23 protein-coding genes and 1 riboswitch are annotated in these 26,312 nt (G+C 38.4%); of the genes, 14 read left to right on the top strand and 9 right to left on the bottom strand.

Translation table 11 applies throughout. The features are described 5' to 3' along the window. The first annotated feature begins 22 nt into the window (after nucleotides 1-22). Both BCL90_RS13405 and BCL90_RS13400 read left to right on the top strand, forming a co-directional pair. Nucleotides 23-985 (top strand): NAD-dependent epimerase/dehydratase family protein, encoded by a 963-nt coding sequence (locus BCL90_RS13405; protein WP_121284621.1) that lies wholly within the window; start codon nucleotides 23-25, stop codon nucleotides 983-985. Further along, the gene (locus BCL90_RS13400; RefSeq protein ID WP_121284454.1) at nucleotides 985-2,286 is read left to right on the top strand and encodes an HAD-IB family phosphatase; all 1,302 of its coding nucleotides are present in this window, start codon (nucleotides 985-987) and stop codon (nucleotides 2,284-2,286) included. Before BCL90_RS13405 ends, BCL90_RS13400 begins: the two co-directional genes overlap by 1 nt. A gap of 293 nt (nucleotides 2,287-2,579) precedes the next feature. Here the strand turns inward: BCL90_RS13400 and BCL90_RS13395 are convergent, their stop codons facing one another. Beyond that, a complete protein-coding gene (locus BCL90_RS13395) occupies nucleotides 2,580-3,869 on the bottom strand; it encodes a voltage-gated chloride channel family protein (RefSeq protein WP_121284453.1) in 1,290 nt (429 codons plus the stop codon). A 19-nt stretch (nucleotides 3,870-3,888) separates the two neighbouring features. Beyond that, nucleotides 3,889-3,951: riboswitch (Fluoride riboswitch) on the bottom strand. 64 nt (nucleotides 3,952-4,015) lie between these two features. Here BCL90_RS13395 and BCL90_RS13390 point away from each other — a divergent pair. Together BCL90_RS13390 and BCL90_RS13385 are read left to right on the top strand one after the other, a co-directional pair. Continuing rightward, nucleotides 4,016-4,981 (top strand): tryptophan 2,3-dioxygenase family protein, encoded by a 966-nt coding sequence (locus BCL90_RS13390; protein ID WP_121284452.1) that lies wholly within the window; start codon nucleotides 4,016-4,018, stop codon nucleotides 4,979-4,981. 145 nt (nucleotides 4,982-5,126) lie between these two features. Beyond that, nucleotides 5,127-6,191 (top strand): branched-chain amino acid aminotransferase, encoded by a 1,065-nt coding sequence (locus tag BCL90_RS13385; RefSeq protein WP_121284451.1) that lies wholly within the window; start codon nucleotides 5,127-5,129, stop codon nucleotides 6,189-6,191. Nucleotides 6,192-6,434: 243 nt separating this feature from the next. Here BCL90_RS13385 and BCL90_RS13380 read toward each other — a convergent pair whose 3' ends face one another. The 5 genes from BCL90_RS13380 to BCL90_RS13360 form a co-directional block, all read right to left on the bottom strand. Next, the gene (locus BCL90_RS13380; protein WP_121284450.1) at nucleotides 6,435-6,899 is read right to left on the bottom strand and encodes a DUF4920 domain-containing protein; all 465 of its coding nucleotides are present in this window, start codon (nucleotides 6,897-6,899) and stop codon (nucleotides 6,435-6,437) included. A gap of 321 nt (nucleotides 6,900-7,220) precedes the next feature. Continuing rightward, complete coding sequence (radA, locus tag BCL90_RS13375) at nucleotides 7,221-8,597, bottom strand: DNA repair protein RadA (protein WP_121284449.1); 1,377 nt, start codon at nucleotides 8,595-8,597, stop codon at nucleotides 7,221-7,223. A gap of 389 nt (nucleotides 8,598-8,986) precedes the next feature. Then, nucleotides 8,987-10,537: an Rne/Rng family ribonuclease gene (locus BCL90_RS13370; RefSeq protein ID WP_121284448.1), complete on the bottom strand. Its 1,551-nt coding sequence runs from the start codon at nucleotides 10,535-10,537 to the stop codon at nucleotides 8,987-8,989. A 278-nt stretch (nucleotides 10,538-10,815) separates the two neighbouring features. Next, nucleotides 10,816-11,694 (bottom strand): tetratricopeptide repeat protein, encoded by an 879-nt coding sequence (locus tag BCL90_RS13365; protein WP_121284447.1) that lies wholly within the window; start codon nucleotides 11,692-11,694, stop codon nucleotides 10,816-10,818. An 11-nt stretch (nucleotides 11,695-11,705) separates the two neighbouring features. Then, complete coding sequence (locus BCL90_RS13360) at nucleotides 11,706-12,008, bottom strand: HU family DNA-binding protein (RefSeq protein ID WP_025143406.1); 303 nt, start codon at nucleotides 12,006-12,008, stop codon at nucleotides 11,706-11,708. Between the two features lie 169 nt (nucleotides 12,009-12,177). On the opposite strand from BCL90_RS13360, the gene mutY reads away from it, so the two are divergent. After that, entirely contained in the window at nucleotides 12,178-13,239 is a 1,062-nt protein-coding gene (gene mutY, locus BCL90_RS13355) for an A/G-specific adenine glycosylase (protein ID WP_121284446.1), read from the top strand. Between the two features lie 55 nt (nucleotides 13,240-13,294). Further along, nucleotides 13,295-13,732: a single-stranded DNA-binding protein gene (locus tag BCL90_RS13350; RefSeq protein WP_121284445.1), complete on the top strand. Its 438-nt coding sequence runs from the start codon at nucleotides 13,295-13,297 to the stop codon at nucleotides 13,730-13,732. A gap of 143 nt (nucleotides 13,733-13,875) precedes the next feature. Here BCL90_RS13350 and BCL90_RS13345 read toward each other — a convergent pair whose 3' ends face one another. Next, entirely contained in the window at nucleotides 13,876-15,300 is a 1,425-nt protein-coding gene (locus tag BCL90_RS13345; protein ID WP_121284444.1) for a DUF4270 domain-containing protein, read from the bottom strand. Nucleotides 15,301-15,321: 21 nt separating this feature from the next. Beyond that, on the bottom strand, nucleotides 15,322-16,146 hold the full coding sequence (locus BCL90_RS13340; RefSeq protein WP_244094986.1) for a glycogen/starch synthase: 825 nt from the start codon (nucleotides 16,144-16,146) through the stop codon (nucleotides 15,322-15,324). Nucleotides 16,147-16,295: 149 nt separating this feature from the next. On the opposite strand from BCL90_RS13340, the gene panC reads away from it, so the two are divergent. From panC to BCL90_RS13320, 4 genes are all read left to right on the top strand, one after another. Then, nucleotides 16,296-17,141, top strand: coding sequence for a pantoate--beta-alanine ligase (panC, locus tag BCL90_RS13335; RefSeq protein WP_121284442.1), 846 nt, complete (start codon nucleotides 16,296-16,298; stop codon nucleotides 17,139-17,141). A 186-nt stretch (nucleotides 17,142-17,327) separates the two neighbouring features. After that, on the top strand, nucleotides 17,328-17,678 hold the full coding sequence (gene panD / locus BCL90_RS13330; protein ID WP_121284441.1) for an aspartate 1-decarboxylase: 351 nt from the start codon (nucleotides 17,328-17,330) through the stop codon (nucleotides 17,676-17,678). Nucleotides 17,679-17,682: 4 nt separating this feature from the next. Beyond that, entirely contained in the window at nucleotides 17,683-18,663 is a 981-nt protein-coding gene (locus tag BCL90_RS13325; protein WP_121284440.1) for a lysylphosphatidylglycerol synthase transmembrane domain-containing protein, read from the top strand. Nucleotides 18,664-19,122: 459 nt separating this feature from the next. Continuing rightward, on the top strand, nucleotides 19,123-20,262 hold the full coding sequence (locus BCL90_RS13320; protein WP_121284439.1) for an acyl-CoA dehydrogenase: 1,140 nt from the start codon (nucleotides 19,123-19,125) through the stop codon (nucleotides 20,260-20,262). Nucleotides 20,263-20,325: 63 nt separating this feature from the next. Here the strand turns inward: BCL90_RS13320 and BCL90_RS13315 are convergent, their stop codons facing one another. Then, a complete protein-coding gene (locus tag BCL90_RS13315; RefSeq protein ID WP_121284438.1) occupies nucleotides 20,326-20,670 on the bottom strand; it encodes a phage holin family protein in 345 nt (114 codons plus the stop codon). Nucleotides 20,671-20,732: 62 nt separating this feature from the next. On the opposite strand from BCL90_RS13315, the gene BCL90_RS13310 reads away from it, so the two are divergent. The 4 genes from BCL90_RS13310 (at nucleotide 20,733) to infB (ending at nucleotide 26,178) form a co-directional block, all read left to right on the top strand. After that, nucleotides 20,733-21,119 (top strand): hypothetical protein, encoded by a 387-nt coding sequence (locus BCL90_RS13310; RefSeq protein WP_134380385.1) that lies wholly within the window; start codon nucleotides 20,733-20,735, stop codon nucleotides 21,117-21,119. Between the two features lie 121 nt (nucleotides 21,120-21,240). Then, complete coding sequence (gene rimP, locus BCL90_RS13305; RefSeq protein WP_121284436.1) at nucleotides 21,241-21,705, top strand: ribosome assembly cofactor RimP; 465 nt, start codon at nucleotides 21,241-21,243, stop codon at nucleotides 21,703-21,705. Between the two features lie 67 nt (nucleotides 21,706-21,772). Next, nucleotides 21,773-23,017 (top strand): transcription termination factor NusA, encoded by a 1,245-nt coding sequence (nusA, locus tag BCL90_RS13300; RefSeq protein ID WP_121284435.1) that lies wholly within the window; start codon nucleotides 21,773-21,775, stop codon nucleotides 23,015-23,017. Nucleotides 23,018-23,079: 62 nt separating this feature from the next. Continuing rightward, nucleotides 23,080-26,178: a translation initiation factor IF-2 gene (infB, locus tag BCL90_RS13295; RefSeq protein WP_121284434.1), complete on the top strand. Its 3,099-nt coding sequence runs from the start codon at nucleotides 23,080-23,082 to the stop codon at nucleotides 26,176-26,178. Nucleotides 26,179-26,312 lie beyond the last annotated feature (134 nt).

Below are 26,312 nucleotides of genomic sequence, written 5' to 3'. Positions count from 1 at the left end.
ATATAGCCCGAAAAAAAATAAAATGATACTGGTAACCGGAGGAACTGGATTTTTAGGATCTGAATTAATTAAGCAGTTAACCAACAATGGTTTAACGGTTCGGGCGCTGAAGCGGGAGAAATCTAAAATCCCTGCGTTGATCGAAAATAATCCTTTGATTGAATGGTTCGAAGCCGATATTAATGAACTTGCTACTTTAGAAGATGCTTTTACGGGGATTACTAAAATTTACCATTGCGCCGCATTTGTATCGTTTAACCCGAAACATAAAAAGCAGCTTTTTCATGTCAACATAGAAGGTACATCGAACGTTGTAAACCTTTCTGCCGAAAATAATTGCAGACTATTGCATGTAAGTTCGGTTGCTGCCCTGGGCAATGCAAAAAAAGGACATAAAATTACCGAAAAAGACTTTTGGGAGTATGATGCAAAAGCACACGCCTACGGTTTGTCCAAATATGAAGGAGAAATGGAGGTTTGGCGTGGCATCACAGAAGGATTAAACGCTATTATTGTCAACCCATCAGTCATTATTGGTAAAAATGCGGGTTTTGAAGGGAGTGGAGCAATTTTTAAATTGGTAAAAGATGGTTTTCCATTTTATACTGATGGAGCTTCGGGTTTTGTTGATGTTGAAGATGTAGTTAAAGCGATGATCCTGCTAATGGACGCCGAAGTCTCGGGAGAGCGGTATATCATTTCTGCCGATGATTATCATTATAAAGATTTGTTCAGCGAAATTGCGCAGGGTTTTAACGTTAAAGCACCAACAAAAGAAGCCAAACCATGGATGCTCGGAATAGCCTGGAGGGCACTAAAATTTGTGTCTATATTTACTGGTAAACAGCCTTCTATCACCAAAGATGCTGCAAAGAGCAGTTTAACCCTAAGTTATTACAATAACCATAAAGTAAAAACGGCAACAGGTATTACTTTTAAGCCGGTTGCTGAAAGCATAAAAGAAATTACCCAACATTTAAGATAATGCCCAAAGAAAAAGCCTATTACATCATCGATTTTGATAGTACCTTTACACAGGTAGAAGCACTTGATGAACTTGCCCGAATTTCGCTAAAGAACCACCCGGATAAAGAGGCGATTTTCCAGAAGATTGAAGATTACACCAATTTCGCCATGGAAGGAAAACTTTCCTTCTCAGAAAGTTTAGCACAACGTGTTAAGCTACTTGAAGCCAACGAAGATCATTTAAAACAACTTATTAAACATTTAAAAAAGAAAGTATCTACTTCCTTTTCGCGTAATGCCGAGTTTTTTAAGAAACATGCCGATGAGGTACTGATTGTCTCTGGTGGATTTAAGGAATTTATTACGCCAGTAGTAAGTCAATATCACATCAAAAAGGAAAATATTTATGCCAATACCTTTGTAACCACTGGTGATGGTAAAATTATAGATTACGATCATGCCAATCCTTTAAGTGAAGAAGGTGGTAAAGTAAAACTGCTTCAGCATTTGAAACTCGAAGGCGAGTTATTTGGTATAGGTGATGGTTATTCTGATTTCCAGTTGCGCGAAAGCGGGATCATTAATAAGTTTTTTGCATTTACAGAGAATATTGCCCGTGAAAGCATTGTTTCCAAAGCAGACCATGTAACGCCAAGCTTCGATGAGTTTTTGTACGTAAATGATCTGCCGCGTGCAATTTCTTATCCAAAAAACAGAATTCTTTGTTTGGTAATTGGAGATGTTGACCCTTTAACCATATCCATTCTTAAAAATGACGGTTTATCTATTCGCCATAAAACCTCATTCGAAGAGAAATATGTAAAAGATGTGGGGATTATCTTGCTAGCCGATGGCGAGAAAATAGATAAAGAGCAGTTAAAAAATGCAGCTAAACTTAAAACCATCGGATATTTGGGAAATGCAAAGAATAAGATAGATCTTAATCTTTGCACCAAACTAGGGATTGTGGTTTTCGATGATCCGAAAAATAATCCGCGCAACATCGATTTTATCCCGAAACGGGTTGCCGATTTTATGAATACCGGAGCAACTTATCTGAGCAGCAATTTCCCGAACTTACAATTGCCAAAAATTGAGAAATCGCACCGCTTAATTCACATTCACAAAAACGTTCCGGGTATTATGGCGAAAATCAATACTGTTTTTGCCAAACACGATATCAATATTGTGAGCCAGTTTTTAATGACCAATCCTGAAATTGGCTATGCTATTACCGATATCAATGCACAGTACGATAAACAACTGTTTAAATCGCTTAAAAAGATTGAGCAGACCATAAAGTTTAGGGTGCTGTACTAGATGTAAAATGTAAGAAGGATGACCTAAATATCTTCATTTTGATTGGAGTGCAACGAAGTCGAGAGATCTGTCCAGATAGATCTCTTTTCCGAAAATTCGGGACTGCGTTCCAATCGGGAGGATGAATTTTATATAGGGTTCTGTCATTCTGAGTGCAACGAAGAATCTCTGCGTTTCTTCTATGAGCCTTCATAAAGCATCTTTCTTCAGTGCTATCTGAGTAACAGATTCTTCACTGCGTTCAGAATGACAATAATGCTTTTTTCTGTACGCCCGGCGCCCCACGCACTTCGCTACCTCAAAAACTGATGCCTTTTCAATAACAAATGTTTAGGTGCGCCTATCGTTTGCGAGCGATAAATCCCCGTATGGCCAGAAAATAAATAGGCAGTAACACAAGCTAAGGCAATATAAATTCCTGATGACGTACCAAATAATTCTATACCCATAAAAATGCAGGCCAAAGGCGTGTTGGCAGCCCCTGCAAAAACAGCTACAAAACCCATACCTGCCAGCAGGCTAAGCGGTAAAGGGATAAAGAAACTCAAAAAGCTGCCTAGTGTGGCGCCAATGAAGAAAAGTGGAGTAACTTCGCCTCCCTTAAATCCAGCACTCAAGGTAAATGCAGTCAAAAATAATTTAATTGCAAAGGTATAATATGCTTCTCGCTGCATAAATGATTCTGAAATAACCGGAATGCCCAGTCCTATGTATCGTGTATTTCCAATCAGATAAATAATGGCAACTAAAATGATTCCACCAATAAATGGGCGTAATGGTGGATATTTAATTTTGGCGAAAAGGCTGGATAGTCCATGGTTTAACGCAGAGAAACATCTCGCCGTAAGACCAAACAAAATTCCTGTACCTAAAGATAATAACAGGTTTATCGAATCCACTTCTGGTACAGCGGTTATAGAATAATGGGTATGGCCAACGCCCCAGGCTTTGCAGGCATAATCGGCGATGATTGCCGTTATAAATGAAGGAAGTATTGCACTATACGTTAAACTGCCAATTACAAAAACCTCCAATCCGAATACAGCACCCGCCAATGGTGTTCCAAAAACAGAAGCAAAACCAGCACTGATCCCGCAAATGAGGATCACTTTTCGATCTCTGGCTTTAAGTTTAAATAGTTTCGTAAACTGGTCGGCAAAGGCTCCTCCAATTTGCACCGCTGTGCCCTCTCTTCCAGCCGATCCGCCAAATAAATGGGTTATAATTGTGCCCGCAAAAATGAGCGGCGCCATAATCAGGGGAATTACATTCTTAGGAGATTGTAATTCCTCAATCAATAGATTGTTTCCTTTAACAACCTTTGCCCCCCAATAATGGTAAGCCAAACCAATGATTATACCAGCCATTGGTAAAAAAGCAATAATCCAGAGGTGTTGCTCACGATAATCGGTTGCCCAATTTAAAGTTTCTAAAAACAGGGCAGAGGCAGAGCCGATAATTCCACCCAATATTGCAGAAATCAATAGCCACTTTAAAGTGCTCATTAAGATTAATCCGAAATCGAGTTTAATAAAGTGTTTGATAGACAGAAGAAATCCTTCTGTTAGTTTTTTAACAGGCATTTGTATTCAATTTTAAATAAAAATCGTAGGAGTCATCAGCCTGTTTGGGCGGTTTTGGCGGTACCCCATCGCCATTGAGCCAAATATATAAAATTTAGTTATTTGTTGCAAAATCTTTATCACCTTTGTGCAGCTAACTTTAAACCATGGACTTTACACCCGAAATAAAAGACAAACTACACCAACTACAGGAAAAATATACGGCAATGGGGCAAGATATGGCATCATACCTTGATGGACTATTATATGCCGATTTCTTAACCTATTGGGATTACATCCATTTGGATACTTTGCTGAGCTTGCAGAGCCCTAAAACACCAATACCTGATGAAGAGATTTTCATCATGTATCACCAGATTACTGAACTTTATTTTAAGCTTGTACTGCACGAATGCAGACAGATTGCAGAGCATGAAAATTTAACTGTCGAATTTTTTACTGCACGGATAAAACGGATCAATGCTTATTTCAACGCCTTAACCACTTCTTTTGAAGTGATGGTTGACGGTATGGAAAAAGAACAGTTTTTGAAATTCCGTATGTCGTTATTGCCTGCCAGTGGATTCCAGTCAGGCCAGTACCGGATGATTGAGATCTGTGCTACGGATTTTATCCGATTGGTAGATAAAAGCAAACGCGAAGAATTAAGTACCGCAACAATAGACGAGCAATTCGAAAATATTTACTGGAAATTCGGTGCAACAGAACTGGCTTCAGGCAAACAAACCTTAACCTTAAAGCAATTTATTAAAAAGTATGCGGCACAGTTTCTACAACTGGCAAAAGACCGTACTTTAACCAATTTCTCAGCTTTATACCACAAATTACAAGCCAATGGAGCAGATGTTTCTGCTCTTGCCGAAGAACTACGTAAGCTGGACCTGTATGTAAATGTAGAATGGCCTTTATCGCATTACAAATCGGCTGTACGTTATCTGGAGAAAGATCCGATTGATATTGCGGCAACAGGTGGAACCAATTGGCAAAAGTATCTGCCTCCGCGTTTTCAGAAAAGAATCTTTTATCCATTTCTATGGACTGGTGAGCAAATGGAAGAGTGGGGCAAAGGCTGGGTGCTTAGTGTACTTAAAACACTCAAAAACAAAGATTAATATTGCAAAAAGCTATTAAAAAAGGCTGTTTTTTCTTAATTTGCACGAAATAATTAATGACAGAATGAGTGAATTATTGAATTAGAGAATGAGCGGGTAAAACACTCAATCATTCGAACGTTCATCCATTCAAAATTCAAATACAATGACCGAGACATTAGATATAAAAATCACAAAGGCAGATCAAACACGTTTGACTGTTACTGATTTTTCACAATTACCGTTCGGTAAGGTTTTTACCGATCACATGTTTACTGCCGACTATGAAGATGGCGAATGGAAAAATTTACAGATTCTTCCTTATGGCCCGATTCCAATGAGTCCGGCAATTTCCGCGCTTCATTATGGACAGGCGATTTTCGAAGGATTAAAAGCTTATCGCCAACCAGATGGAAAGATCAGTGTATTCCGTGCTGATAAAAACTTCGAGCGTTTTAACAAATCAGCTGCAAGGATGTCGATGCCAGGTATTCCTGAAGAAATTTTTATGCAAGGTTTGGCTGCTTTGATTAATGTTGATGAGAAATGGGTGCCTGATCAGGAAGATTACGCTTTGTATATCCGTCCGGTAATGTTCGCCATGGATCCTTATTTGGGTGTTAAGGCATCTGATACCTATAAATTTGCTTTACTAACCACACCAACCGGCCCATATTATAGTAGTGCATTAAAGGTTAAAATTGAAACTGAATTTACACGTGCGGATGAAGGCGGTGTCGGCTTTGCCAAAACTGCCGGAAATTATGCACGTTCGTTATATCCTTTCGAACAAGCTAAAAAAGAAGGCTACGATCAATTGATCTGGACAGATTCAGTAACCCATGAATTTATCGAAGAAGCCGGAACAGCCAACTTAATTTTTGTAATTAATGGTAAACTAGTTACGCCATCAGTACGCAGTACTGTTTTAGATGGTGTTACGCGTGATACCATTATTAAACTGGCTAAAGAGGCCGGAGTAGAAGTTGAAGAACGTCGGGTTTCTGTTAAAGAAGTAATTGAAGGAGTTGAAAACGGAAGCTTAACCGAAGCTTTTGCCGCAGGAACTGCAGCTACAGTAACGCATGTAGGCGAAATGGGCTATAATGGTCAGATCTATAAATTGACCGATCCGTCAACCAGACATATTTCTAATGGCATTGCAAAAAAACTGAACGATATTCGTTATGGCTTAGCACCCGACGAATTTGGTTGGAACTGGGTTTTATAACCTCAAACCCATAAAAGATAAACCCCGATACAGAATCTGTATCGGGGTTTATCTTTTGTTTAGAATGTCGTCATTTCGAGCGGAGTGCAACGCAGTCGAGAAATCTATTATAGATCTCCCCATTTCGCTACGCTTCAGTAGAGATGACGACTTTCCTATAGGATATTATTATTGGTAATTTATTTAGTAAAATTTAGCTCTTTAGACTTCCGACCTCTGGACTTCTTCTCCTCTTACTCCTTGTTATTTATCCAAAATCACCACCCCTTTAGCTTCAAAAGCCAGTTCCTTTTTAGGATCGGTAATTTTAGCTACTTCTTCAGGAGTTTTTTTAGCGTCTTCAGCATAATGGCGTAAAGTTTCTACAGAGATTGTTTGTTTTTTTGCTAAGCCATCCAAAACTACTTTTTTGCCAACAATATCCATAGGCATAAAGAAAGCATAATCTTTAAAAGTTACCCGCATTGGATCACCATTAGGCATTTCTAATGTCATCCAGCAACCCTTTTTCTTACATACATCTACCACTCTGCCTTCAATTTTCATATCGACAGTTTTTTTGTCGCCCATTGCAGCTTCCATCCTGGCAGCTGGTTTTACATCACCTGGTTTAACTTCTTCTCCAAATTTTTGACCTGTGTATGCGGTTTGAGCAAATGAAAGTGCCGTCAAAAGACAAAAACTCAAGCTTAGAATGATTTTTTTCATGAATTTATAATTATCCGGTTATGATCTAATCAAAGTTATTTAAAATTTTTCTAAATACTGAAAACAAAAAACCTCGTTAACATCCGTTAACGAGGAAAATCATCCCTATAATTGTGTAGATCAAATGCTATGATATACATCTAACTTTATGGCAAACCAGCAACCAAAACGAAAATATTCCTTTTAGTTTTGTGTAATTATCTTATATTCAGTATTTTATATTTCGTGTAATAGTTTTATTGATAGCAGATAAAATTGTAGAAATGTAGAATATTATCTTCTTTATGAGGAATGTTGTTGAGTTATTTCCCCACTTCTTATTTATCCAAAAACAAGACCGAATACTTCTTCTATTTTACTTACAGCTTTAATCTCAAGATTGTATTTTTCTATGGCAATTCCTTTTAAATTGTATTTAGAGATATAAATGGTTTCGAAACCCAATTTATCTGCTTCAGCAATGCGTTGTTCGATTCTGTTTACCGCTCTTATTTCTCCTGACAAACCTACTTCTGCAGCGAAACAATTTTTGGAAGATACGGCAATGTCCTGATGCGATGATATGATGGCAATTAATACAGCCAGATCAATTGCAGGGTCTTCTACTCTAATCCCCCCAGCAATATTTAAGAAAACATCCTGTGTACTTAACCTAAAGCCACAGCGTTTTTCTAAAACAGCCAGGAGCATATTCATTCTTTTGGTATCAAAACCTGTTGCAGAGCGTTGAGGGGTTCCGTATGCTGCCGAACTTACCAGGGCCTGTGTTTCAATTAACATCGGCCTGGCGCCTTCCAGGGTTGCAGCTATAGCTATTCCGCTCAGCTCCTCGTCACGCTGCGACAACAAAATCTCAGAAGGATTGGAGACTTCTCTTAAGCCGCTTCCCTGCATCTCGTAAATGCCCAATTCTGCCGCTGCTCCAAATCGGTTTTTGATCGATCTTAAAATGCGATAAACATGGTGCCTGTCGCCTTCAAACTGCAAAACCGTATCAACCATGTGTTCGAGTATTTTAGGCCCTGCAATGGCACCATCTTTAGTAATGTGGCCAATAAGGAAAACTGGTACACCGGTTTCTTTTGCAAAACGCAATAATTCGGCTGTACATTCTCTTACCTGCGATACGCTGCCTGGAGTTGAATCTATATGAGAGGAGTGCAAAGTCTGGATAGAATCTACAACTAAAATCTCTGGCTCTAAAATTTCAATCTGTTTAAAAATGTTCTGCGTTGAAGTTTCTGTCAGGATATAACAGTTAGAAGATGGGCTTTCCTGAATCCTTTCGGCCCGCATTTTGATTTGCTGTTCGCTTTCTTCTCCCGAAATATATAATAACTTTTTCCCTTTTATATTTAAGGCCAACTGTAGCATTAAGGTCGATTTCCCAATGCCAGGTTCGCCACCGATCAATACTAAAGATCCTTCTACCAAACCGCCGCCTAAAACACGGTCGAGTTCTTTGTCGCCCGTTAATATTCTCCGCTCGGTTGACGATTGGATTTCATCAACCTTGCTTGGCTTGCTTAGCTTACGGCTTGCGGTGTCGCTTTTCCAGGTTGGAACAGATGCTGAGCTTTTTTCTACAATTTCTTCTACGAAGGTATTCCATTGGTTACATGACGGACATTTACCCAACCATTTTGCCGATTCGTAGCCACAGCTCTGACAGAAAAATGCACTTTTTGATTTTGCCAATTGATTAAAATTTTAGATTACGAATTTAACCTTTCAGGATTGAAAGTGTTTTTATTTTTTTGAACAATTAATCGTTTGCCCGAATCGCGTTTTACGTTAAACCTCGTAGCTTTTCAAAACCTGCGAGGTTTGAAACATCACTATGAAATGAAGAACCTTTGTTGATAAACCTGATAGAACGGAAAGCCCGGAGCGAAGAATGAGTGAGGACTTGGAGGGATAGCAGGACTAAGTGACCAAAATGCACTAGACAGTTATTTTCCAAAAAAAATGACCATCTAAGTCATCTAAGCACAACTTAGTAAGGCGCTTAATTAATATTTTAGGTTTAAATTTACTTAAACAAAAAAGCCCGGATTAAAATCCAGGCTTTCAGTTAATTTTTTAAGTTATAATTTAATCTCTTCGTCTTTAGCAGAGATAAAGTGAAACTCAGTTAAATGGTACGATGACTGCGCTTTAACTTTAATCCATTGGCCATATTTAAAGAACCAGCGGCGTTGAAGGTTGAAAATGCCTTTTGTAATATAAGCTTCAATGTATGGATGTACACAAAGTGTAACACCTTTTTCATTTTGCTCTCTTAAAATATAATTAAGGTTGTTTTCAATATCATCCATTAAAATGATACTCGCTTTAATTTCTCCGGTCCCATCGCAGGCGGGGCATTTTTCTACCGTAACAATATTCATTTCCGGACGAACACGTTGTCTGGTAATTTGTACCAAACCAAATTTGCTAGGAGGCAAAATAGTATGTTTGGCCCTATCCAATAACATCAGCTCACGCAAATAATCGAATAGTATTTTACGGTTTGTTGGTTTGTGCATATCGATAAAATCGATTACCACAATACCGCCCATATCGCGCAAGCGCAATTGACGGGCAATTTCTTTAGCCGCCTCTTTGTTTACCTGTAAAGCATTCTCTTCTTGATTTTCTTTACTGGCAGTACGGTTTCCACTGTTCACGTCTATTACGTGCAGTGCTTCAGTGTGCTCAATAACAAGGTAAGCACCACCTGGTAAATTTACTGTTTTTCCGAAAGCATTTTTAATCTGCTTTTCTACACCGAAATGATCGAAGATGGGTTCTTTCTGTTTGTACAGTTTAACGATTTTTTCCATTTCAGGAGAAATATCGTGAACATAAGAACGGATATCATCGTACAGCTCTGGTGTACTTACGTAAACGTTTGTAAAATCAGGGTTCAGAATATCACGAATTAACGTTGATGATCTGTCCATTTCTCCCCAAACTCTTTTAGAAGGTTCGGTAGAAGGCATTTTTTTAATGAAATTTTCCCATTTAGCAATTAAATCTAAAAGATCTTTTTGCATTTCGGCAACTCCTCTGCCTTCAGAAACGGTTCTGATAATGACCCCAAAATTTTGAGGTTTAATACTTTCAATAATCTTCTTTAGACGATTACGTTCGGTATTACTTTTAATTTTTTTTGATACAGATATGGTATTGGAGAATGGCACCAGTACCACATACCTGCCGGCAATCGAAATGTCGGAACTTAAACGCGGACCTTTTGTAGAAATTGGCTCTTTGGCAATTTGTACAGGTAGGAGCATGTTTTTACTGAGCACATCAGAAATTTTGCCTGCCTTATTAATATCGGCTTCCAGCTTTAAATTGTCTAATAATGTGCCTGTAACCGAGCCATTACGCTTGATCTTCGTTAGCTTAATTAAAGATTGCACCTGTGGGCCCAAATCAAAGTAATGCAAAAAAGCATCTTTTTCATAACCAACATCCACGAAAGCAGCATTCAGGCCGGGCATAATTTTTTTAATGCGGCCTAAATAAATATCGCCTACAGCGTAGTTAATATTGATTTGTTCTTTGTGAAGCTCAACAAGTTGTTTGTCTTCAATCAATGCTATGGTAACTCCGGCAGGAGTCGAATTGATAATTAATTCTTTTACCAACAGCTACAGATTTAAGGCTTTCGCCCATTAACAAATGGATAGTAAATAAAACAGTGATATAGCCAGAAACATATATAATAAAAAATCATATAAATTGTTTAAACCTCATAGTGTTTACTATGAGGTTTAATTGGCTTAATCAAAATAAGAAACTATTTTTTCTTATGTCTGTTTTTTCTTAAACGTTTTTTACGTTTGTGGGTAGCCATTTTATGTCTCTTTCTTTTTTTACCGCTTGGCATAGTTTTAAGTTTTAAATGTTTTTATTAATCTGTTAATTAATTTTTATTCTTTAGTTCAGCCACCTTCTTATCAATGAATGATGCTAAGGTTGGGTTAGCCGCTAATTTTTTGCTTGATAAGTAAGCATTTACTGCTTCTTTATTTCTGCCTAAATTTTCTAAAGCTGTTCCTAAATAAAAATAGGCTTCAGGGGTTGGAGCTATAGCAATTACCGTGTTAAAACGAGGAATTGCTTTATCAAACTGACCTGATTTTATAGAGAACAATCCTAAATTCATATTCGCTTTTACATTTTTAGGTTCTTTAGCCACAACCTCCAGCAACATTGCAATACCTTGCATTGGTGCGCCCAAGCCATTTACTATCGTTACACCTAAGCCTGTTTTAGCTTCAATGTTTGTAGAGTCTTTCTCTAATGCATTTTTATAAGATACATTGGCTTTCTGCAATAAAGCAGGCTGCGCTATGCTATCTTGTGTGCTTTCAAAAGCTTTTATAAATTGATTTCCGGCCGCTAACCACGATTTTGCTGATGGTTCGCCTTCGGCAACAACTTCTAAATATAAGGCAGATGGAGTAATTTGTTCAACATCATCCCATTTCTGAGCCAGTTGTTTAGCAAGTTCAATCTTTTCTGCGCCATTTGCGCCTTTGTAGCTATTTTCTAAAGCTGTAATATCTGTGGCCAAATTTTTATTGATCACATTCTTTGCAGCTGTAGACGAAGTTTCGAGGTTTAATACCGATGCTGTAGATGGAGAAGCTGCTCCGGCCATTGGGCCACTTGAAGGCATTTTCCCATTTTCTTCAGTTGGTTTAACTAAACCCTTAATGTCTCTTGTAAATAAGAATGCAACAAGCAATACAATCGCTCCAATAACAATGGTTTGTTTTGATCTGATGTTGCTATTCATATATATAAGACTTAGGCTTCTACGTTAATTTTTTTTGAATTACTTTTCACTTTATCAACAAATACTTTTGCTGGTTTAAAGCTGGGAACAAAGTGTTCAGGGATAATTATTGCAGTGTTTTTTGAGATATTTCTCGCAGTTTTTTGCGCTCTCTTTTTAACAACAAAGCTCCCGAAGCCTCTAACGTATACATTTTCACCGCCAATCATGCTGGTTTTGATAACCTTGAAAAATGCCTCAACTGTTTCCTGTACATCAACCTTCTCAATTCCGGTTTTTGTTGATATTTCTGAAATAATATCTGCCTTAGTCATATTTTATTATTTATTATATATTATGTTTTAATATTACTACTGTTTTGGGGTTGCAAAAGTATTGCTTTTTAATGAGATAGGGAAATAAAAGATGATTTTTTTATCACTAGACTTATCAGGCTATTGCAAGTTTTTTTTTAATCGGATAAATAGACCGTAATTTGCAGTAATGACATTTCAAAATGAACTCATCAATTGGTATCGGCTTAACAAGAGAGATCTGCCCTGGAGGCATACCAATGATGCTTATACCATCTGGTTATCAGAGGTTATATTACAACAAACAAGGGTAGAGCAGGGCCTTCCTTATTTCAATAAATTTTTAGAGAATTTTCCTACTGTTAACGATTTTGCCAATGCTACCGAAGCAAAAGTTTTGAAGCTTTGGCAGGGATTGGGCTACTATTCGAGGGGAAGAAATATGCATGCAACTGCTCAAATTGTGGTGAAAGATTACCATGGAATCTTCCCAAATCTGCATGATGAGCTCATAAAATTAAAGGGAATTGGCGAATATACAGCTGCTGCAATCTCTTCTTTTTCGTCTGGAGAGGCGCGTGCGGTGGTAGATGGAAATGTATTCCGGGTACTTTCCAGGTATTATGGCGTTGCTACCGCAATCAATTCTCCGGCAGGGAAAAAGGAGTTTTTTACTTTAGCAAATGAACTGCTTTATCAGGATGATCCTGCCCTTTACAATCAGGCAATAATGGAATTTGGGGCCATGCAATGCAAGCCTAAATCGCCAAATTGTGGTATTTGTCCGCTTAACCAAACCTGTTACGCCTTTAACCATAAAATGGTAAATGAGCTACCTGTTAAGTTAAAAAAGGCGGCGCAAAAGCACCGTTATATTAATTATTTTGTTTGTTTTGATGGAGAACAGGTATTGGTAAGAGAACGGCAGGCTGGAGATGTTTGGCAGCATTTATACGATTTTCCAAGTATAGAAACGCTTATACCTGAAGATGCAGATGGCGGCTTTTTCGCCGATATGGTGAAAAATACCTTCGGGAGCAGTGCAGATTTTATGTTGATCAGCACAAAAAAGCACCTGTTAACTCACCAAATAATCCATATACAATTTTTTGCATTAAAAAATTATATATTTAACTTTAATAAACAAAAGGAACTTAATTGGGTTTCTTTAAGTAAATTAGATGAGTTACCGCAGCCAAAAGTAATCCATGATTTTGTTCTGGAATATTTTTATAAGGACAAAATGGAGTAACTAACCATCTTGTTTGGCGCGCATTTAGAAAACGAAAAACTAACCAAAAATATTTATGTCTGGGATTAACAAAGTTATTTTAGTAGGCCATTTAGGCAAAGACCCTGAAGTGCGACATTTAGACGGTGGCGTAACCGTAGCCAGTTTCCCATTAGCTACCTCGGAAACATACAACAAAGACGGTAAGAGAGTAGAGCAAACAGAATGGCACAATATTGTGTTATGGCGTGGCTTAGCAGAAGTTGCTTCCAAATACCTGCAGAAAGGCAAATTAGTTTACATAGAGGGCAAACTAAGAACAAGATCCTTTGAAGATAAAGAAAAGGTTAAAAAATATGTAACAGAAATTGTGGCCGAAAACTTTACCATGTTAGGCAGAAAAAGCGATTTTGAGCAAAGTCCGACAACGCCAACCCATCAAAACACTGAAACTAAAATTGAAGATGAATTTACAATCGGCCCGTCAGATGAAAATGGAGATCTTCCGTTTTAATTAAAGGCTAAAATGCATAAAAAAGCTAGCGCTCATCAGGTAGCTTTTTTTATGCACTTATTATTTCTTTGCCTTAAAATAATGATATAAAAAAACTCCTGCCGGTTTTGCTGGCAGGAGTTTTTACGATTACACTAAAAACATTAATTAATTTTAGTGTAATAAATATTCAGTTTTATCTTATTTGCAGTTGCATTGCTGGCGCCTATAATGGATCTTTCAGCAGAAGTAGCACTAGAAACTCTCTGAAAATCGGTATAAGATGTAGGAGCCAGGAATGTGCCGTAATCTTCAATGTTTTTATCAATCAAGCTCTGAACGTAACTGGTTACGACAAAAATATAACGTTTCTTTAACGAATCGAAATAACCACCAAAAAGTGCTGGGGTGCTGGAAAATGTTGTAAAATCAGGTAGGTCTGCAGGCTGGTGTGCAATATCCCAACGGTATAAAGAAAGTCGTTGAGCAGCATTAAAAGGGTATGCTGGCGCATTTTCACCAATCTCTACAACTAACTCTGCCTTATTGATAATTGCTTTTCCGTATGTGCTGGTAAATGTTGTCAATTCAGGGAACTTTAACATGGTTTTTACACCCGCCAAACCCTGTAAATAAGTTACGTTATATTGTTGAGTTGGATCTGTTGGAGTAGGAACATCAATTTGTTTTTGTATTTCTGTGCCTGTGTAATCGTGTTTAATATTGGCTGCTACTCCCGAAATTGAAGCACCTCCAGTAGAGTTTTGAACCAGCTTTCCGATAGGGAAATTTACACTTGTGGTATCTACGCCATTAGAGGAGTTCGTTTTTTTCCAAACCAGTTGCAGGTAAGAGTCAGTTCCCGAAAAGTTGAAGAATGCAATTCCGCCAACACCTGTAGAAGATGTTTTATTGATTTGTGCGTACAAACCTTTAAAAGATTCTATAAACTTAGTTTCAGTTGCGGTTCCTGCTGTACCCTGATTGAGTATGGCATTTTGGATGAATGCTTTATTTAAAGGAATTCTGATCTGTGCAGGTACAGTTTTTAAAGTATCAGCTTTGCCAGTGACAATATCATATACTTTTGTTTTGGTATTTGGTGCCAATTTGCCTGTAAAATTCCCCAATAAAGTATTGTTGATGGCTTGAATATCTGAACTTTTATAATTGGTTACCTTATTGGTCAGTTGGAATACATCTATACTATATTTAGAATTAGTGGTATCGCCATAAAATTTGGTTAACGTGCTGGATTCATCGAATTTTAATACTAAAACAGCTGAATCAAGCTGAGGTGCGGTTCCAAAATCGTAACTGGCGCTCACTGGATAAACAGTCATGGCTATACCAGCTTCTGTTTTGCCAAAAACAGGATCAGTCATGTAACCTAGTGGATAGCGGTTTAAACCTAAGGTGTTAGCTGCAGTTTCCTCAACCAATTGTGTGGTAACAGGAGATACTACCAGGGTTCCGGTAATGGCAGCATTTGGATCAACATCTAAACCAACACCATCTGGGTTTTTACACGATGCAAAAAGAAAAAGACCTATCAACAGGGTTAATAAGTCTTGTTTTGTAAATTTCATATTTTAAATAATAATACCTGATTAAGCTACTGAAACCAATTCATCATTTGAAATTTCTTCATAAAAAGTATAGAAGTTTTCAAAATTCTCGGTTAAGTTAAAAGCTAATGTTGGTTTATTGGAATCTTTAACAAATTTTAACACATCTTTGCTTAAGTTTTCATCCGCTAAAACCACTGCATCTGAGTGAGTTATAGCGCCGATGTGCATGCTGTCGCAATCAGATGGTAAAAATGCTTTTGTGTCATCCTCAGTCATATTGGCCATTATCGCTTTAGTAGCGAAATTGGCATTTAACTTTTCTGTAAAGCCATCCTCATAAATAGAATACACTACTTTAGAATTTTTAAAAGTAGGATCGTTTTTATAAGTAGTTTTGATATAAGCAGGAACCAATGCACTCATCCAGCCGTGGCAGTGAACGATATCCGGTGCCCAACCTAATTTTTTAACCGTTTCCAATGCACCTTTGCAGAAGAAAATTGTACGTTCATCGTTGTCATCAAAGAATTTTCCGCTGGCATCTTTAAATACCTGTTTGCGTTGGAAATATTCTTCATTGTCTAAGAAATAAACCTGCATGCGTGCAGCTGGGATGGAGGCTACTTTAATGATTAAAGGGTTATCGTTGTCATCAATAATGATGTTCATTCCCGACAAGCGTATTACTTCGTGTAAACGATTTCTTCTTTCGTTGATGTTACCGAATTTTGGCATCAAGATGCGGATTTCGAATCCTTTTTCCTGCATAGCCTGTGGTAATTGGCGCGTAATTTCAGAAATTTTAGTAAGCTCGAGGAAAGGCGACATCTCGTGTGTAACAATCAGCAGCTTCGTTTTTGCCATCTCCATATTCTAAGAAAATATTAAGTTAAATAAAAGATAATGAGCTGCAAAGGTAAGCATAATAATACTATTTATCAATATAGCAAGCATTTGTTTGGTTTCGTTTAGATTAATTTACACCTTTACGGCTTTAATTTAGATTGTCCAAATTGGAAATATTTAAAACCAAAGCAGCGCTCAAGGCTTTTTTGCAGCCGTTAAAAGCATCAGCTAAAAAAATAGCATTAGTGCCTACTATGGGCGCTCTGCATAATGGCCATATATCATTGATAAAACTGGCCCAGCAAAATGCCGATATCATTATCTGCAGCATTTTCGTAAACCCAACGCAGTTTACCGATCCGAAGGATTTAGAGAAATATCCCCGTCCCATTGAGCACGATTTAGCGATGCTCGAAGACGCAGGCTGTAATGGCGTGTTTATGCCCGATGTGGAGGAAATGTATCCGGCCGGAGCAGATGAAGCCTGGCATATTGATTTAGGCAATGCCGAATTTTTACTGGAAGGCGAATTTAGGAAAGGCCATTATCAAGGGGTAACACAGATTGTAAAAAAACTGTTCGATGCCGTTGAGCCTGATGTGGCCATGTTCGGGCAAAAAGATTTTCAACAGGTACTGATGATCAAGAATATGCTGGCTTATTTTAAGCTGCCTATTACCATTATCACCTGCCCGATAATTAGAGAAGATGACGGCCTGGCCATGAGCAGCCGCAATATCCATTTATCAGCCAGCGATCGCAAGCATTCATTGGTACTTAGTAAATCTCTGCAGTTCGTGATCGATCATTTTAATGAATATTCACTAGAAGAATTAGAAAGCAAAGCAAAATCATTCTATAATAATTTAGATGGTGTAGAACTCGACTACTTTACCATAGCCAATGGCGATACGCTGGAACCCGCTAAATCGAAAGATGAAAATAATCTTGTTGCCCTTGTTGCTGCAAAGGTAGGCTCAACGAGACTGATCGATAATATGATTATAAAGTGATGGAAAATGGGAGAGGTAAGATGGAAGAGGGATAAGATTAATGGTTCATCGTCTTATAGTTGATGGCAAGGGCCTGAAGCTATCATCTATGAACCTTTTCATGATGTACACGACCAACTATCATCCATTTTCCATATTACATCTTCCTTTAGTGTGAAACTCCAAACTGATTACTAACTTTGCCAAATGGTTATCACAATATTAAAATCGAAAATACACCGTGTTAGGGTAACACAAGCCGAATTGAACTATGTCGGCAGTATTACGATAGATGAAGATTTAATGGATGCAGCTAACATTATCGCTAATGAGAAGGTGCAGATTGTAAATAATAATAATGGTGCGCGTTTCGAAACCTATGTAATTAAAGGCGAACGCGGAACCGGAACCATTTGTTTAAACGGTGCCACGGCTCGTTTGGCGCAATTAGGTGATATTCTTATCATCATGTCTTACGGCTCATTACCAATAGAAGATGCCAAAAAATACAATCCAATATTAGTTTTTCCTGACGATAACAATCATTTGCTAAAATAACCTTGTGATATTCGATCTCAAAACAGCGCTAAAGTACATCATCCTGTTTTTAATCGGGATAGGGGTGCTATATTTAGCTTTTAGAGGTCAGGATTTAGAAAAGATTTGGCAGGAAATTAAAACAGCCAATTACTTTTGGGTGGTAATTTCTGCCATTGCTGTTTTAATTGCGCATGTGTTACGGGCTTTGCGCTGGCAGATGCTCTATCAGTCTATCCATTACCAGGTAAGTTTCTGGAATGCTTACCACGCGGTAATGATCGGCTATCTGGCCAATCTTGCTTTGCCACGTTTCGGAGAGATTGGTCGCTGTTCCGTTATACATAAAGCAGAAAAGGTACCCATGTTTGCTTCCATAGGTACGGTAATTACCGAACGGTTATTTGATGTACTGGTACTTTTTCTTACCAGTTTGGCGATGCTTATTTTTCAGTATGATATTGTAGCAGATTTTCTTTATCAAATCATATATCTCAATCTCATTAAAAAATTAAGTGCTATTAATTATTTATGGTTAGTTGGCGCAGGTGTTCTTATACTGCTGCTCATTGCTGTTGCAATATATTTTCTCCGTCAAAAATTCAGTAAAAAATTCTTACGCATTTTTGTAAGTCTGCGCCAGGGATTTGGCTCGTATAGCAAGTTAAAACAAAAAAGATTATTTTTAACTTATACACTAGGGATTTGGCTTTTCTACTCGCTTTCCATGTATTTCGCTTTTTCTTCTATACAAGCTACTTCCGGATTGCATTTTAATGCTGCATTTACCGCAATTGTTTTCTCAGGTTTTGCAATGGCAGCCCCTGTTCAGGGGGGTATTGGTGTTTTTCATTGGATGGTTGCCCAATCATTGGTGTTATATGGCATATCTTTTAATGATGGCTTAGCTTACTCAACAATCATTCACTCTTCTCAGGTTTTATTGATTCTGGTTTTAGGGAGTTTAAGTTTGTTCTTGATTTTGACTAAAAAAGAAATCAAATAATTCTTTTTCTGAGGCGTTTTAACACGCTATACGCTATATCTTTTTGGTTGTCCATAGCACCTAGCACACTATCTTTAGTTAAATAAACCTGACCGGCAGCGTTATCCAGATCCTTCCATCTGGATTAAGCAAAGGGCAGGGCTATCCAAACCGAAGTATTGCTGCTCTTGCTTTCCAAAAAAAATAACAATTAAATATTTGTTTAGGAAAGCAGGGAAGTAACTTATAGGTCGATTCCTGTCCCGTCATCCGTTATAGTCCAGATGAAGGATCTGGAGCTGCCACTACTGCCGGGTTTAGGTGGCCTGAATTGTACAACTATTTTTGGTTAGCAAACCAAAGCCTAAGCAAAGTTTTTGCCGCAAGGAAAAATAAAACGAAAATAAATTACTATGCAGCCATAGTAATTTCGATCAGAAATGCTACATTTGATTTACTAACCTTTTATACATAAATGTTATGCATTTTGAATTAAGTGAAGAGCAAATAATGATTCAGCAGGCTGCCCGCGATTTCGCGCAGCAAGAGTTAAAGCCTGGGGTAATCGAGAGAGACGAACATCAGAAGTTTCCGGCCGAGCAGGTAAAAAAACTTGGAGAACTTGGTTTTTTGGGGATGATGGTGAGCGAAAAATATAATGGAAGCGGACTCGATGCCATTTCTTATGTGCTGGTAATGGAAGAGTTATCTAAAATCGATGCCTCTGCCTCAGTAGTGGTTTCGGTAAATAACTCTTTGGTTTGTTATGGATTAGAGGCTTATGGGAGTGAGGCCCAAAAGGAAAAATATTTAAAGCCACTGGCTGCAGGGGAAAAAATAGGTGCTTTTTGTTTGTCGGAGCCCGAAGCGGGGTCTGATGCGACCTCACAACGCACAACAGCAGAAGATAAAGGCGATTATTATCTATTGAATGGTACAAAAAACTGGATCACCAATGGAAGTACCGCATCAACTTACCTGGTTATTGCACAAACTCATCCTGAATTAAGGCATAAAGGCATAAACGCTTTTATTGTAGAAAAAGGAATGGAGGGTTTTACCGTTGGGCCAAAAGAAAATAAATTGGGTATCCGTGGTTCCGATACGCATTCGCTGATGTTTAATGATGTTAAAGTGCCAAAAGAAAATAGAATAGGCGAAGATGGCTTTGGTTTCAAATTTGCCATGAAAACATTAGAAGGGGGCAGGATTGGTATTGCGGCACAGGCTTTAGGCATTGCACAAGGTGCTTTCGAGTTAGCTACACAGTATGCCAAAGAACGTAAATCGTTTGGGAAACCCATTTCTGAGCATCAGGCTATTGCTTTTAAACTGGCAGATATGGCCACCCAGATCGAAGCTGCCAGGTTGTTGGTTTATAAGGCTGCCTGGCTAAAGGATCAGGGATTGCCTTATACTCAGGCTGGTTCTATGGCCAAGTTGTTTGCTTCGAAAGTTGCTATGGATGTAACCATTGAAGCCGTACAGGTTCATGGTGGGTACGGGTTCGTTAAAGAATACCATGTAGAGCGGTTAATGCGTGATGCTAAAATTACCCAGATTTACGAAGGAACTTCTGAGATCCAGAAAATGGTGATATCTAGAGAAGTTATTCGGTAGTTTCGAGCCTGGAGTTGGGAGCTTGGAGTCACTTGTCCAAACTCTCAACTCAAAACTCCTAACCTAATCCTTCTCTCCGGCAACAGCACTAAATATCGCCTTAATCAAAGCGACTACAATCGCTAAAAATGCTGCAGCAATAAAACCTGAAGTGTTAAAAGAGGTCATCATGTTATCAACCAGTAAAATCATTAAAACGGTGATGATAAATGATACCAACCCTAAGGTTAAGAAATTGATTGGAAAAGTTAATAACCTAAGGATGAATCCGATGGTTGCATTTGCAAGAGCAATCAGTACCGAGGCGATAATGGCATTTCCAAAGCCATCAATACTTACCCCTGGCACCAGTTTTGCACCGACAAAAAATGCCAGTCCTGTTAAAAGGATTTCAATAATAAATCTCATAATTGTTATTTTTGTAAATGTTTAAATGCTTTTTAAAATACACGGTTTTAATTGTTGTTTCCATGTTTGCACTTTCATGTTCGAATACAAACAATAAACCGGTAATTAAGTTTGCTGGCGATAGTGCATCAATAGTAATTAAAAATATTGATGAGGCGAGCCTCTTACAGGTTAAAAATGCCTATAAAGCTAATGCAGATACACTTAATGTGATTTCGGTTCTGATAAAACCCGGAGAACTGGATAGTATTCAGGATGAGCTGGAAGTGCCCGGCAAGATCAAGGTACTAGGCGATTCGCTGGTATTCAGTCCCAATCAGCCTTTTATTAAGGGTAAAGAATATCTGGTGGAAAGTTATATTGGGGTGAAATTTGCAACCGCTGGCGATCTGATGATGGGGAAAGGTAAACAGAATCTAAAAGCACAGCGACAAACACTTAAACGGTAATAATCAGCATAATAATTAGTGCAGGTGTTTGATTTTTTGTAAAAAATTACTACATTTGCATCGTAATCGAAGAAAAGAGAAGGGGACAGTGTCCCCTTTTTCTATGAAATCAGGTTAAAATATGCAGGTAGAAAAGAGAGTTGCAGCCCTCGTAGAGGAAAAAATAGCAGATCGGCCAGAACTGTTTTTGGTTGAAGTAAAAATGTTGCCAAATAATAAACTAATTATTCATGTTGATGGCGACGAAGGGATTAGCATACAGGATTGTGTGGCCATAAGCAGGCATGTTGGTTTTCATCTCGAAGAAGAAAACGCAATAGAACAGGCTTATAATTTAGAAGTTTCTTCGCCAGGTGTTGGCGAGCCTTTAAAACTCATCCGTCAGTACAATAAAAATATTGGTCGTACGGTAAGCATTAAGCTTAAAGAAGGATTAAAAAAAGAAGGAAAGCTATTAGCGGTTACAGAAAATAACCTGCAGATTGAAGAGTCGGTTAAAGAAAAAGGGAAAAAGGCGGTAGCAATTCAAACAGATGTTCCGTTTAATGATATATTAGAAACAACAGTTTTAGTAAGTTTTAAATAGTAGGATTGGCTTGTTGCATAGGATAATCTGTGTAATCTTAACAATCGATTTAATCATAATTAAAAAAATGAGTACTACAACAATTAATTTGATCGACTCTTTTCAGGAGTTTAAAGATTTCAAAAATATAGATCGCCCAACGGTGATCAGTGTGCTGGAAGAAGTTTTTCGTAGCATGTTACGTAAAAAATACGGAACAGACGAAAACTGTGACGTTATCGTAAATCCGGATAACGGTGATTTGGAGATCTGGAGAACGAGAAAAGTAATGGAAGATGGATTTTCTGAAGATGATGATTTAGAAATCGAACTTGCTGAAGTTTCTAAATTAGACAGTACTTTAGAAGTGGGAGATGATTATATCGAACAGATTACTTTAGAGAGCTTTGGTCGCAGGGCAATTTTAGCAGCACGCCAAACCTTGGTTTCTAAAGTGTTGGAATTAGAGAAAGACGAAATCTTTAAAAAATATAAAGACAGGGTAGGCGAAATTGTAACAGGTGAGGTTTATCAGGTTTGGAAGAAAGAAACTTTGGTTTTAGATGATGAAGGTAACGAGCTTTTAATGCCTAAAACAGAGCAGATTCCGGCTGATTATTTCAAAAAAGGTGATTCTGTGAGAGCAGTAATCTCTAAAGTGGAAATGATCAACGCCAATCCGAAAATTATCATTTCAAGAACAGCACCAGAATTTTTACAACGCCTGTTCGAACAGGAAGTTCCGGAAATTTTCGATGGTTTAATTACCATTAAGAAAATTGTTCGTGAGCCAGGAGAACGTGCTAAAGTTGCTGTTGAATCGTATGATGACCGTATCGATCCGGTTGGGGCGTGTGTAGGTATGAAAGGATCACGTATCCACGGTATCGTTCGCGAATTGAAAAACGAAAACATTGATGTGATTAATTTCACAAATAATATTTCATTATACATTACTCGTGCTTTAAGCCCGGCAAAAATCACCTCTATTAAATTGGATGATGAAACCAAACATGCATCGGTTTACTTAAAACCAGATCAGGTTTCATTGGCAATCGGACGTGGCGGACATAATATTAAACTGGCTGGTAAATTAACCGGTTATGAAATTGATGTGTACCGTGAAGCTGGAGAAGAGAGCGATGAGGATGTTGATTTAGAAGAATTCTCAGATGAGATTGATAGCTGGATCATTGATGAATTAAAGGCTATCGGTTGCGATACTGCTAAGAGTGTATTAGCACTTACAGTAGAAGATTTAGTGAAACGCACCGACCTTGAAGAGGAAACCATTAAAGAAGTGGTTCAAATTTTGAAGTCAGAATTTGAATAAGTGGTGTAATTGCCAAATAAACACTACTTTTGTATTAAATAAAAAACAATAACAGGAGCTAAATGTCAGACGACAAACCAATCATTTTAATTAAAGCTATTAAAGAACTTAATATAGGCATGGGTACGGCCGTTGAGTTTTTAAACAAAAAGGGATTCTCTGCCGAGAAAAGCCCTATGTTTAAACTTACGGGAGACATGTATAATGCCTTGTTGAAAGAGTATCAGGGAGATAAGATCGTAAGAGAAGAAGCCAAACAAATAGTGATTGGTAAAATACGTCGTGACGAGCCTGAGACTGAAAAGCCAGTAGAAGCGCCGAAGAAAAATACCGATTTTGAGAAAAATGAAGAGATTTTAATTAAAAATACTCAATCATTTACCCCTCCGGTAGAAAAACCAAAGGTTGTAGAAACACCTAAGGCAGAAGCGCCAACACCAGCACCTGCGGCAGCAGTAGAGCCAGTAAAAGAAACTAAGGCAGAAGAAAAAGCAGAGGAAACCGGATTACCAGGCGTTAAAATTGTAGGAAAGATCGATTTAAATGATCTTAATCCTAAAACACGCCCGGCTAAGAAAGAAGAAACGCCTGCTGCACCAGCGCCTGTTGTAGAACCTCCAGTGGTTAAAGCACCAGAACCTGTGAAACCAGTGGAACAACCTAAAGTGGAAGCAAAACCGGTTGAGGTTAAAAAGGAAGAAGCTTCTGCTGCACCAGCACCAGTTGTAGAACCTCCAGTTGCCAAAGCACCGGAGCCTGTAAAACCAGTTGAACAACCTAAAGTGGAAGAAAAACCAGCTGAAGCAAAACCGGTAAGCAACGAGCCTGAAGTAATGAAAGCACGTAGCGTTAAATTAACTGGTCCGAATATTATTGGTAAAATTGTTTTACCAACAACTCCGGATAGAAGAAACGGTCCGGTAGCATCATCTAGCGATAGTGAAGCCGCTAAACGTAAGCGTAAACGCAAAAAAACTCCGGGAGCACCGGGCCAGCCAGGTCAACACGGTGGTCAGGGGCAGCAAGGACAAAATAACCCTGCAGGTCAGGGCCAAGGCCAAGGTGGCGCACCAGGCCAACCTCGTACACCATACCAGGGTAACAGACCAGGTGGCGGTACACCATACCAGGGTAACAGACCAGCCGGACAAGGCGGAACTCCTTATCAGGGAAATAGAAATAACAACAATAACAGACCAGGTTTCCAAAATAGAAATGCTACACCAAGCGGACCTAAAGAAGAACCTACTGAGAAAGAAATTCAAGATCAGATCAAAGCAACACTTGCCCGTTTAAGTGGTGCGGGTAAATCGGGTAAATTTGCACAACGTGCTAAATTACGTCGTCAGAAACGTGATGATGTGGCTTATAATGCAGAAGAGGCCGCAAACGAACTTGAATCGCAATCGAAAATATTAAAAGTAACAGAATTTGTTACGGCTAATGAGTTAGCGAGCATGATGGATGTACCGGTTACCAAAATTATTGGTACTTGTATGAGCCTTGGGATGTTCGTTTCCATTAACCAGCGGTTAGATGCTGAAACTTTAACCATTGTGGCAGATGAGTTTGGTTACGAAATTCAATTCGTAAAACCAGATGAAGATGAAGAGAACGTAATTGAAGAGGAAGATAAAGAAGAAGATTTAATCGAAAGAGCTCCGGTTGTTACGATTATGGGGCACGTCGATCACGGTAAAACCTCATTGCTGGATTATATCCGTAAAGCAAATGTGGTTGCTGGTGAGGCAGGTGGTATTACCCAGCACATTGGTGCTTATATGGTAACTACGCCAACCGGTAAAAAAGTAACTTTCTTAGATACTCCAGGTCACGAAGCCTTTACAGCGATGCGTGCACGTGGTGCTAAGGCAGCTGATATTGCCATTATTGTTATTGCTGCAGATGATGCAGTGATGCCTCAAACAAAAGAGGCGATTAATCACGCACAGGCAGCAGGTGTACCATTGGTATTTGCTTTCACTAAAGTAGATAAACCAGGTGCAAATGCAGATAAAGTACGTGAGCAGTTATCGGTAATGAATATCCTGGTTGAAGATTGGGGTGGTAAATACCAGTCACAGGAAATCTCAAGTAAAAGCGGCTTAAATGTTGATTTACTTTTAGATAAAGTATTGTTAGAAGCTGAATTATTAGAACTGAAAGCAAATCCGAATAAGAGGGCTACAGGTACTGTAATTGAGTCGGCATTAGATAAAGGACGTGGTATTGTAACTACGGTATTGGTTCAGGCTGGTACGTTAAGAGTTGGAGATCCAATCTTAGCAGGTAGTTACAGCGGACGTGTAAAAGCATTAACCAACGAGCGTGGTGCTAAAGTAGATTCAGCAGGTCCATCACAACCGGTACAGGTTTTGGGTATGCAGGGTGCACCTACAGCAGGTGACAGGTTTAATGCTTTAGAAAGTGAAACCGAAGCACGTGATATTGCAAACAAACGGATGCAGTTACAACGTGAGCAGGGATTACGTACACAGAAACACATTACCTTGGATGAGATCGGTCGTCGTTTGGCAATTGGTAACTTTAAAGAGCTTAACATCATTGTTAAAGGTGATGTGGATGGTTCAATTGAGGCTTTAGCCGATTCATTGTTGAAACTATCAACTGAGCAGATCCAGATCAATATCATCAGTAAAGGTGTTGGTCAGATTTCAGAGTCTGATGTATTGTTAGCTTCTGCTTCTGATGCGATCATTATTGGTTTCCAGGTTCGTCCATCAACAGGTGCACGTAAACTTGCAGAAGCTGAGCAAATTGATATCCGTTTATATTCTATTATCTACGATGCAATCAACGAGATTAAATCAGCGATGGAAGGTATGTTGGATCCGGAATTTGAAGAGAAAATTGTGGCTAACGTTGAGATTCGTGAGACTTTCAAAATCACTAAGGTGGGTACCATTGCAGGTTGTATGGTATTGGATGGTAAAATTACCCGTAACAGCAAAATCCGTATCGTTAGAGATGGTGTTGTAGTGTACACAGGTGAACTGGCATCTTTAAAACGCTTTAAAGATGATGTGAAAGAGGTGAATAAAGGTTACGAGTGTGGTTTAAACATCCAGAACTTTAATAACATCGAAGTTGGCGATATCGTAGAAGCTTACGAACAAGTTGAAGTAGCAAGAAAGCTCTAATTGCTTTTAAGAAATATGATTTAAAGTGGCCTCAAAAGGGTCACTTTTTTTGTTGGCGCATAATAGTTGCCTTAAAATTATCGGATAATATTGAGTTTGTATCTTAAAATTATCGGATAATATTGAGTTTGTAT

The sequence above is a fragment of the Pedobacter alluvionis genome (genome assembly GCF_003664035.1).
Lineage (GTDB): Bacteria > Bacteroidota > Bacteroidia > Sphingobacteriales > Sphingobacteriaceae > Pedobacter > Pedobacter alluvionis.
This window is presented reverse-complemented; position numbering and strand designations above follow the sequence as displayed.

Excerpts from the sequence above, each read along its gene's own strand:
- BCL90_RS13405 (WP_121284621.1), top strand. The coding sequence starts at position 23 with ATGATACTGGTAACCGGAGGAACTGGATTTTTAGGATCTGAATTAATT.
- BCL90_RS13400 (WP_121284454.1), top strand. The coding sequence starts at position 985 with ATGCCCAAAGAAAAAGCCTATTACATCATCGATTTTGATAGTACCTTT.
- BCL90_RS13395 (WP_121284453.1), bottom strand. The coding sequence starts at position 3,869 with ATGCCTGTTAAAAAACTAACAGAAGGATTTCTTCTGTCTATCAAACAC.
- BCL90_RS13390 (WP_121284452.1), top strand. The coding sequence starts at position 4,016 with ATGGACTTTACACCCGAAATAAAAGACAAACTACACCAACTACAGGAA.
- BCL90_RS13385 (WP_121284451.1), top strand. The coding sequence starts at position 5,127 with ATGACCGAGACATTAGATATAAAAATCACAAAGGCAGATCAAACACGT.
- BCL90_RS13380 (WP_121284450.1), bottom strand. The coding sequence starts at position 6,899 with ATGAAAAAAATCATTCTAAGCTTGAGTTTTTGTCTTTTGACGGCACTT.
- BCL90_RS13365 (WP_121284447.1), bottom strand. The coding sequence starts at position 11,694 with ATGAATAGCAACATCAGATCAAAACAAACCATTGTTATTGGAGCGATT.
- BCL90_RS13360 (WP_025143406.1), bottom strand. The coding sequence starts at position 12,008 with ATGACTAAGGCAGATATTATTTCAGAAATATCAACAAAAACCGGAATT.
- mutY (WP_121284446.1), top strand. The coding sequence starts at position 12,178 with ATGACATTTCAAAATGAACTCATCAATTGGTATCGGCTTAACAAGAGA.
- BCL90_RS13350 (WP_121284445.1), top strand. The coding sequence starts at position 13,295 with ATGTCTGGGATTAACAAAGTTATTTTAGTAGGCCATTTAGGCAAAGAC.
- BCL90_RS13345 (WP_121284444.1), bottom strand. The coding sequence starts at position 15,300 with ATGAAATTTACAAAACAAGACTTATTAACCCTGTTGATAGGTCTTTTT.
- BCL90_RS13340 (WP_244094986.1), bottom strand. The coding sequence starts at position 16,146 with ATGGCAAAAACGAAGCTGCTGATTGTTACACACGAGATGTCGCCTTTC.
- panD (WP_121284441.1), top strand. The coding sequence starts at position 17,328 with ATGGTTATCACAATATTAAAATCGAAAATACACCGTGTTAGGGTAACA.
- BCL90_RS13320 (WP_121284439.1), top strand. The coding sequence starts at position 19,123 with ATGCATTTTGAATTAAGTGAAGAGCAAATAATGATTCAGCAGGCTGCC.
- BCL90_RS13315 (WP_121284438.1), bottom strand. The coding sequence starts at position 20,670 with ATGAGATTTATTATTGAAATCCTTTTAACAGGACTGGCATTTTTTGTC.
- BCL90_RS13310 (WP_134380385.1), top strand. The coding sequence starts at position 20,733 with ATGTTTGCACTTTCATGTTCGAATACAAACAATAAACCGGTAATTAAG.
- rimP (WP_121284436.1), top strand. The coding sequence starts at position 21,241 with ATGCAGGTAGAAAAGAGAGTTGCAGCCCTCGTAGAGGAAAAAATAGCA.
- nusA (WP_121284435.1), top strand. The coding sequence starts at position 21,773 with ATGAGTACTACAACAATTAATTTGATCGACTCTTTTCAGGAGTTTAAA.
- infB (WP_121284434.1), top strand. The coding sequence starts at position 23,080 with ATGTCAGACGACAAACCAATCATTTTAATTAAAGCTATTAAAGAACTT.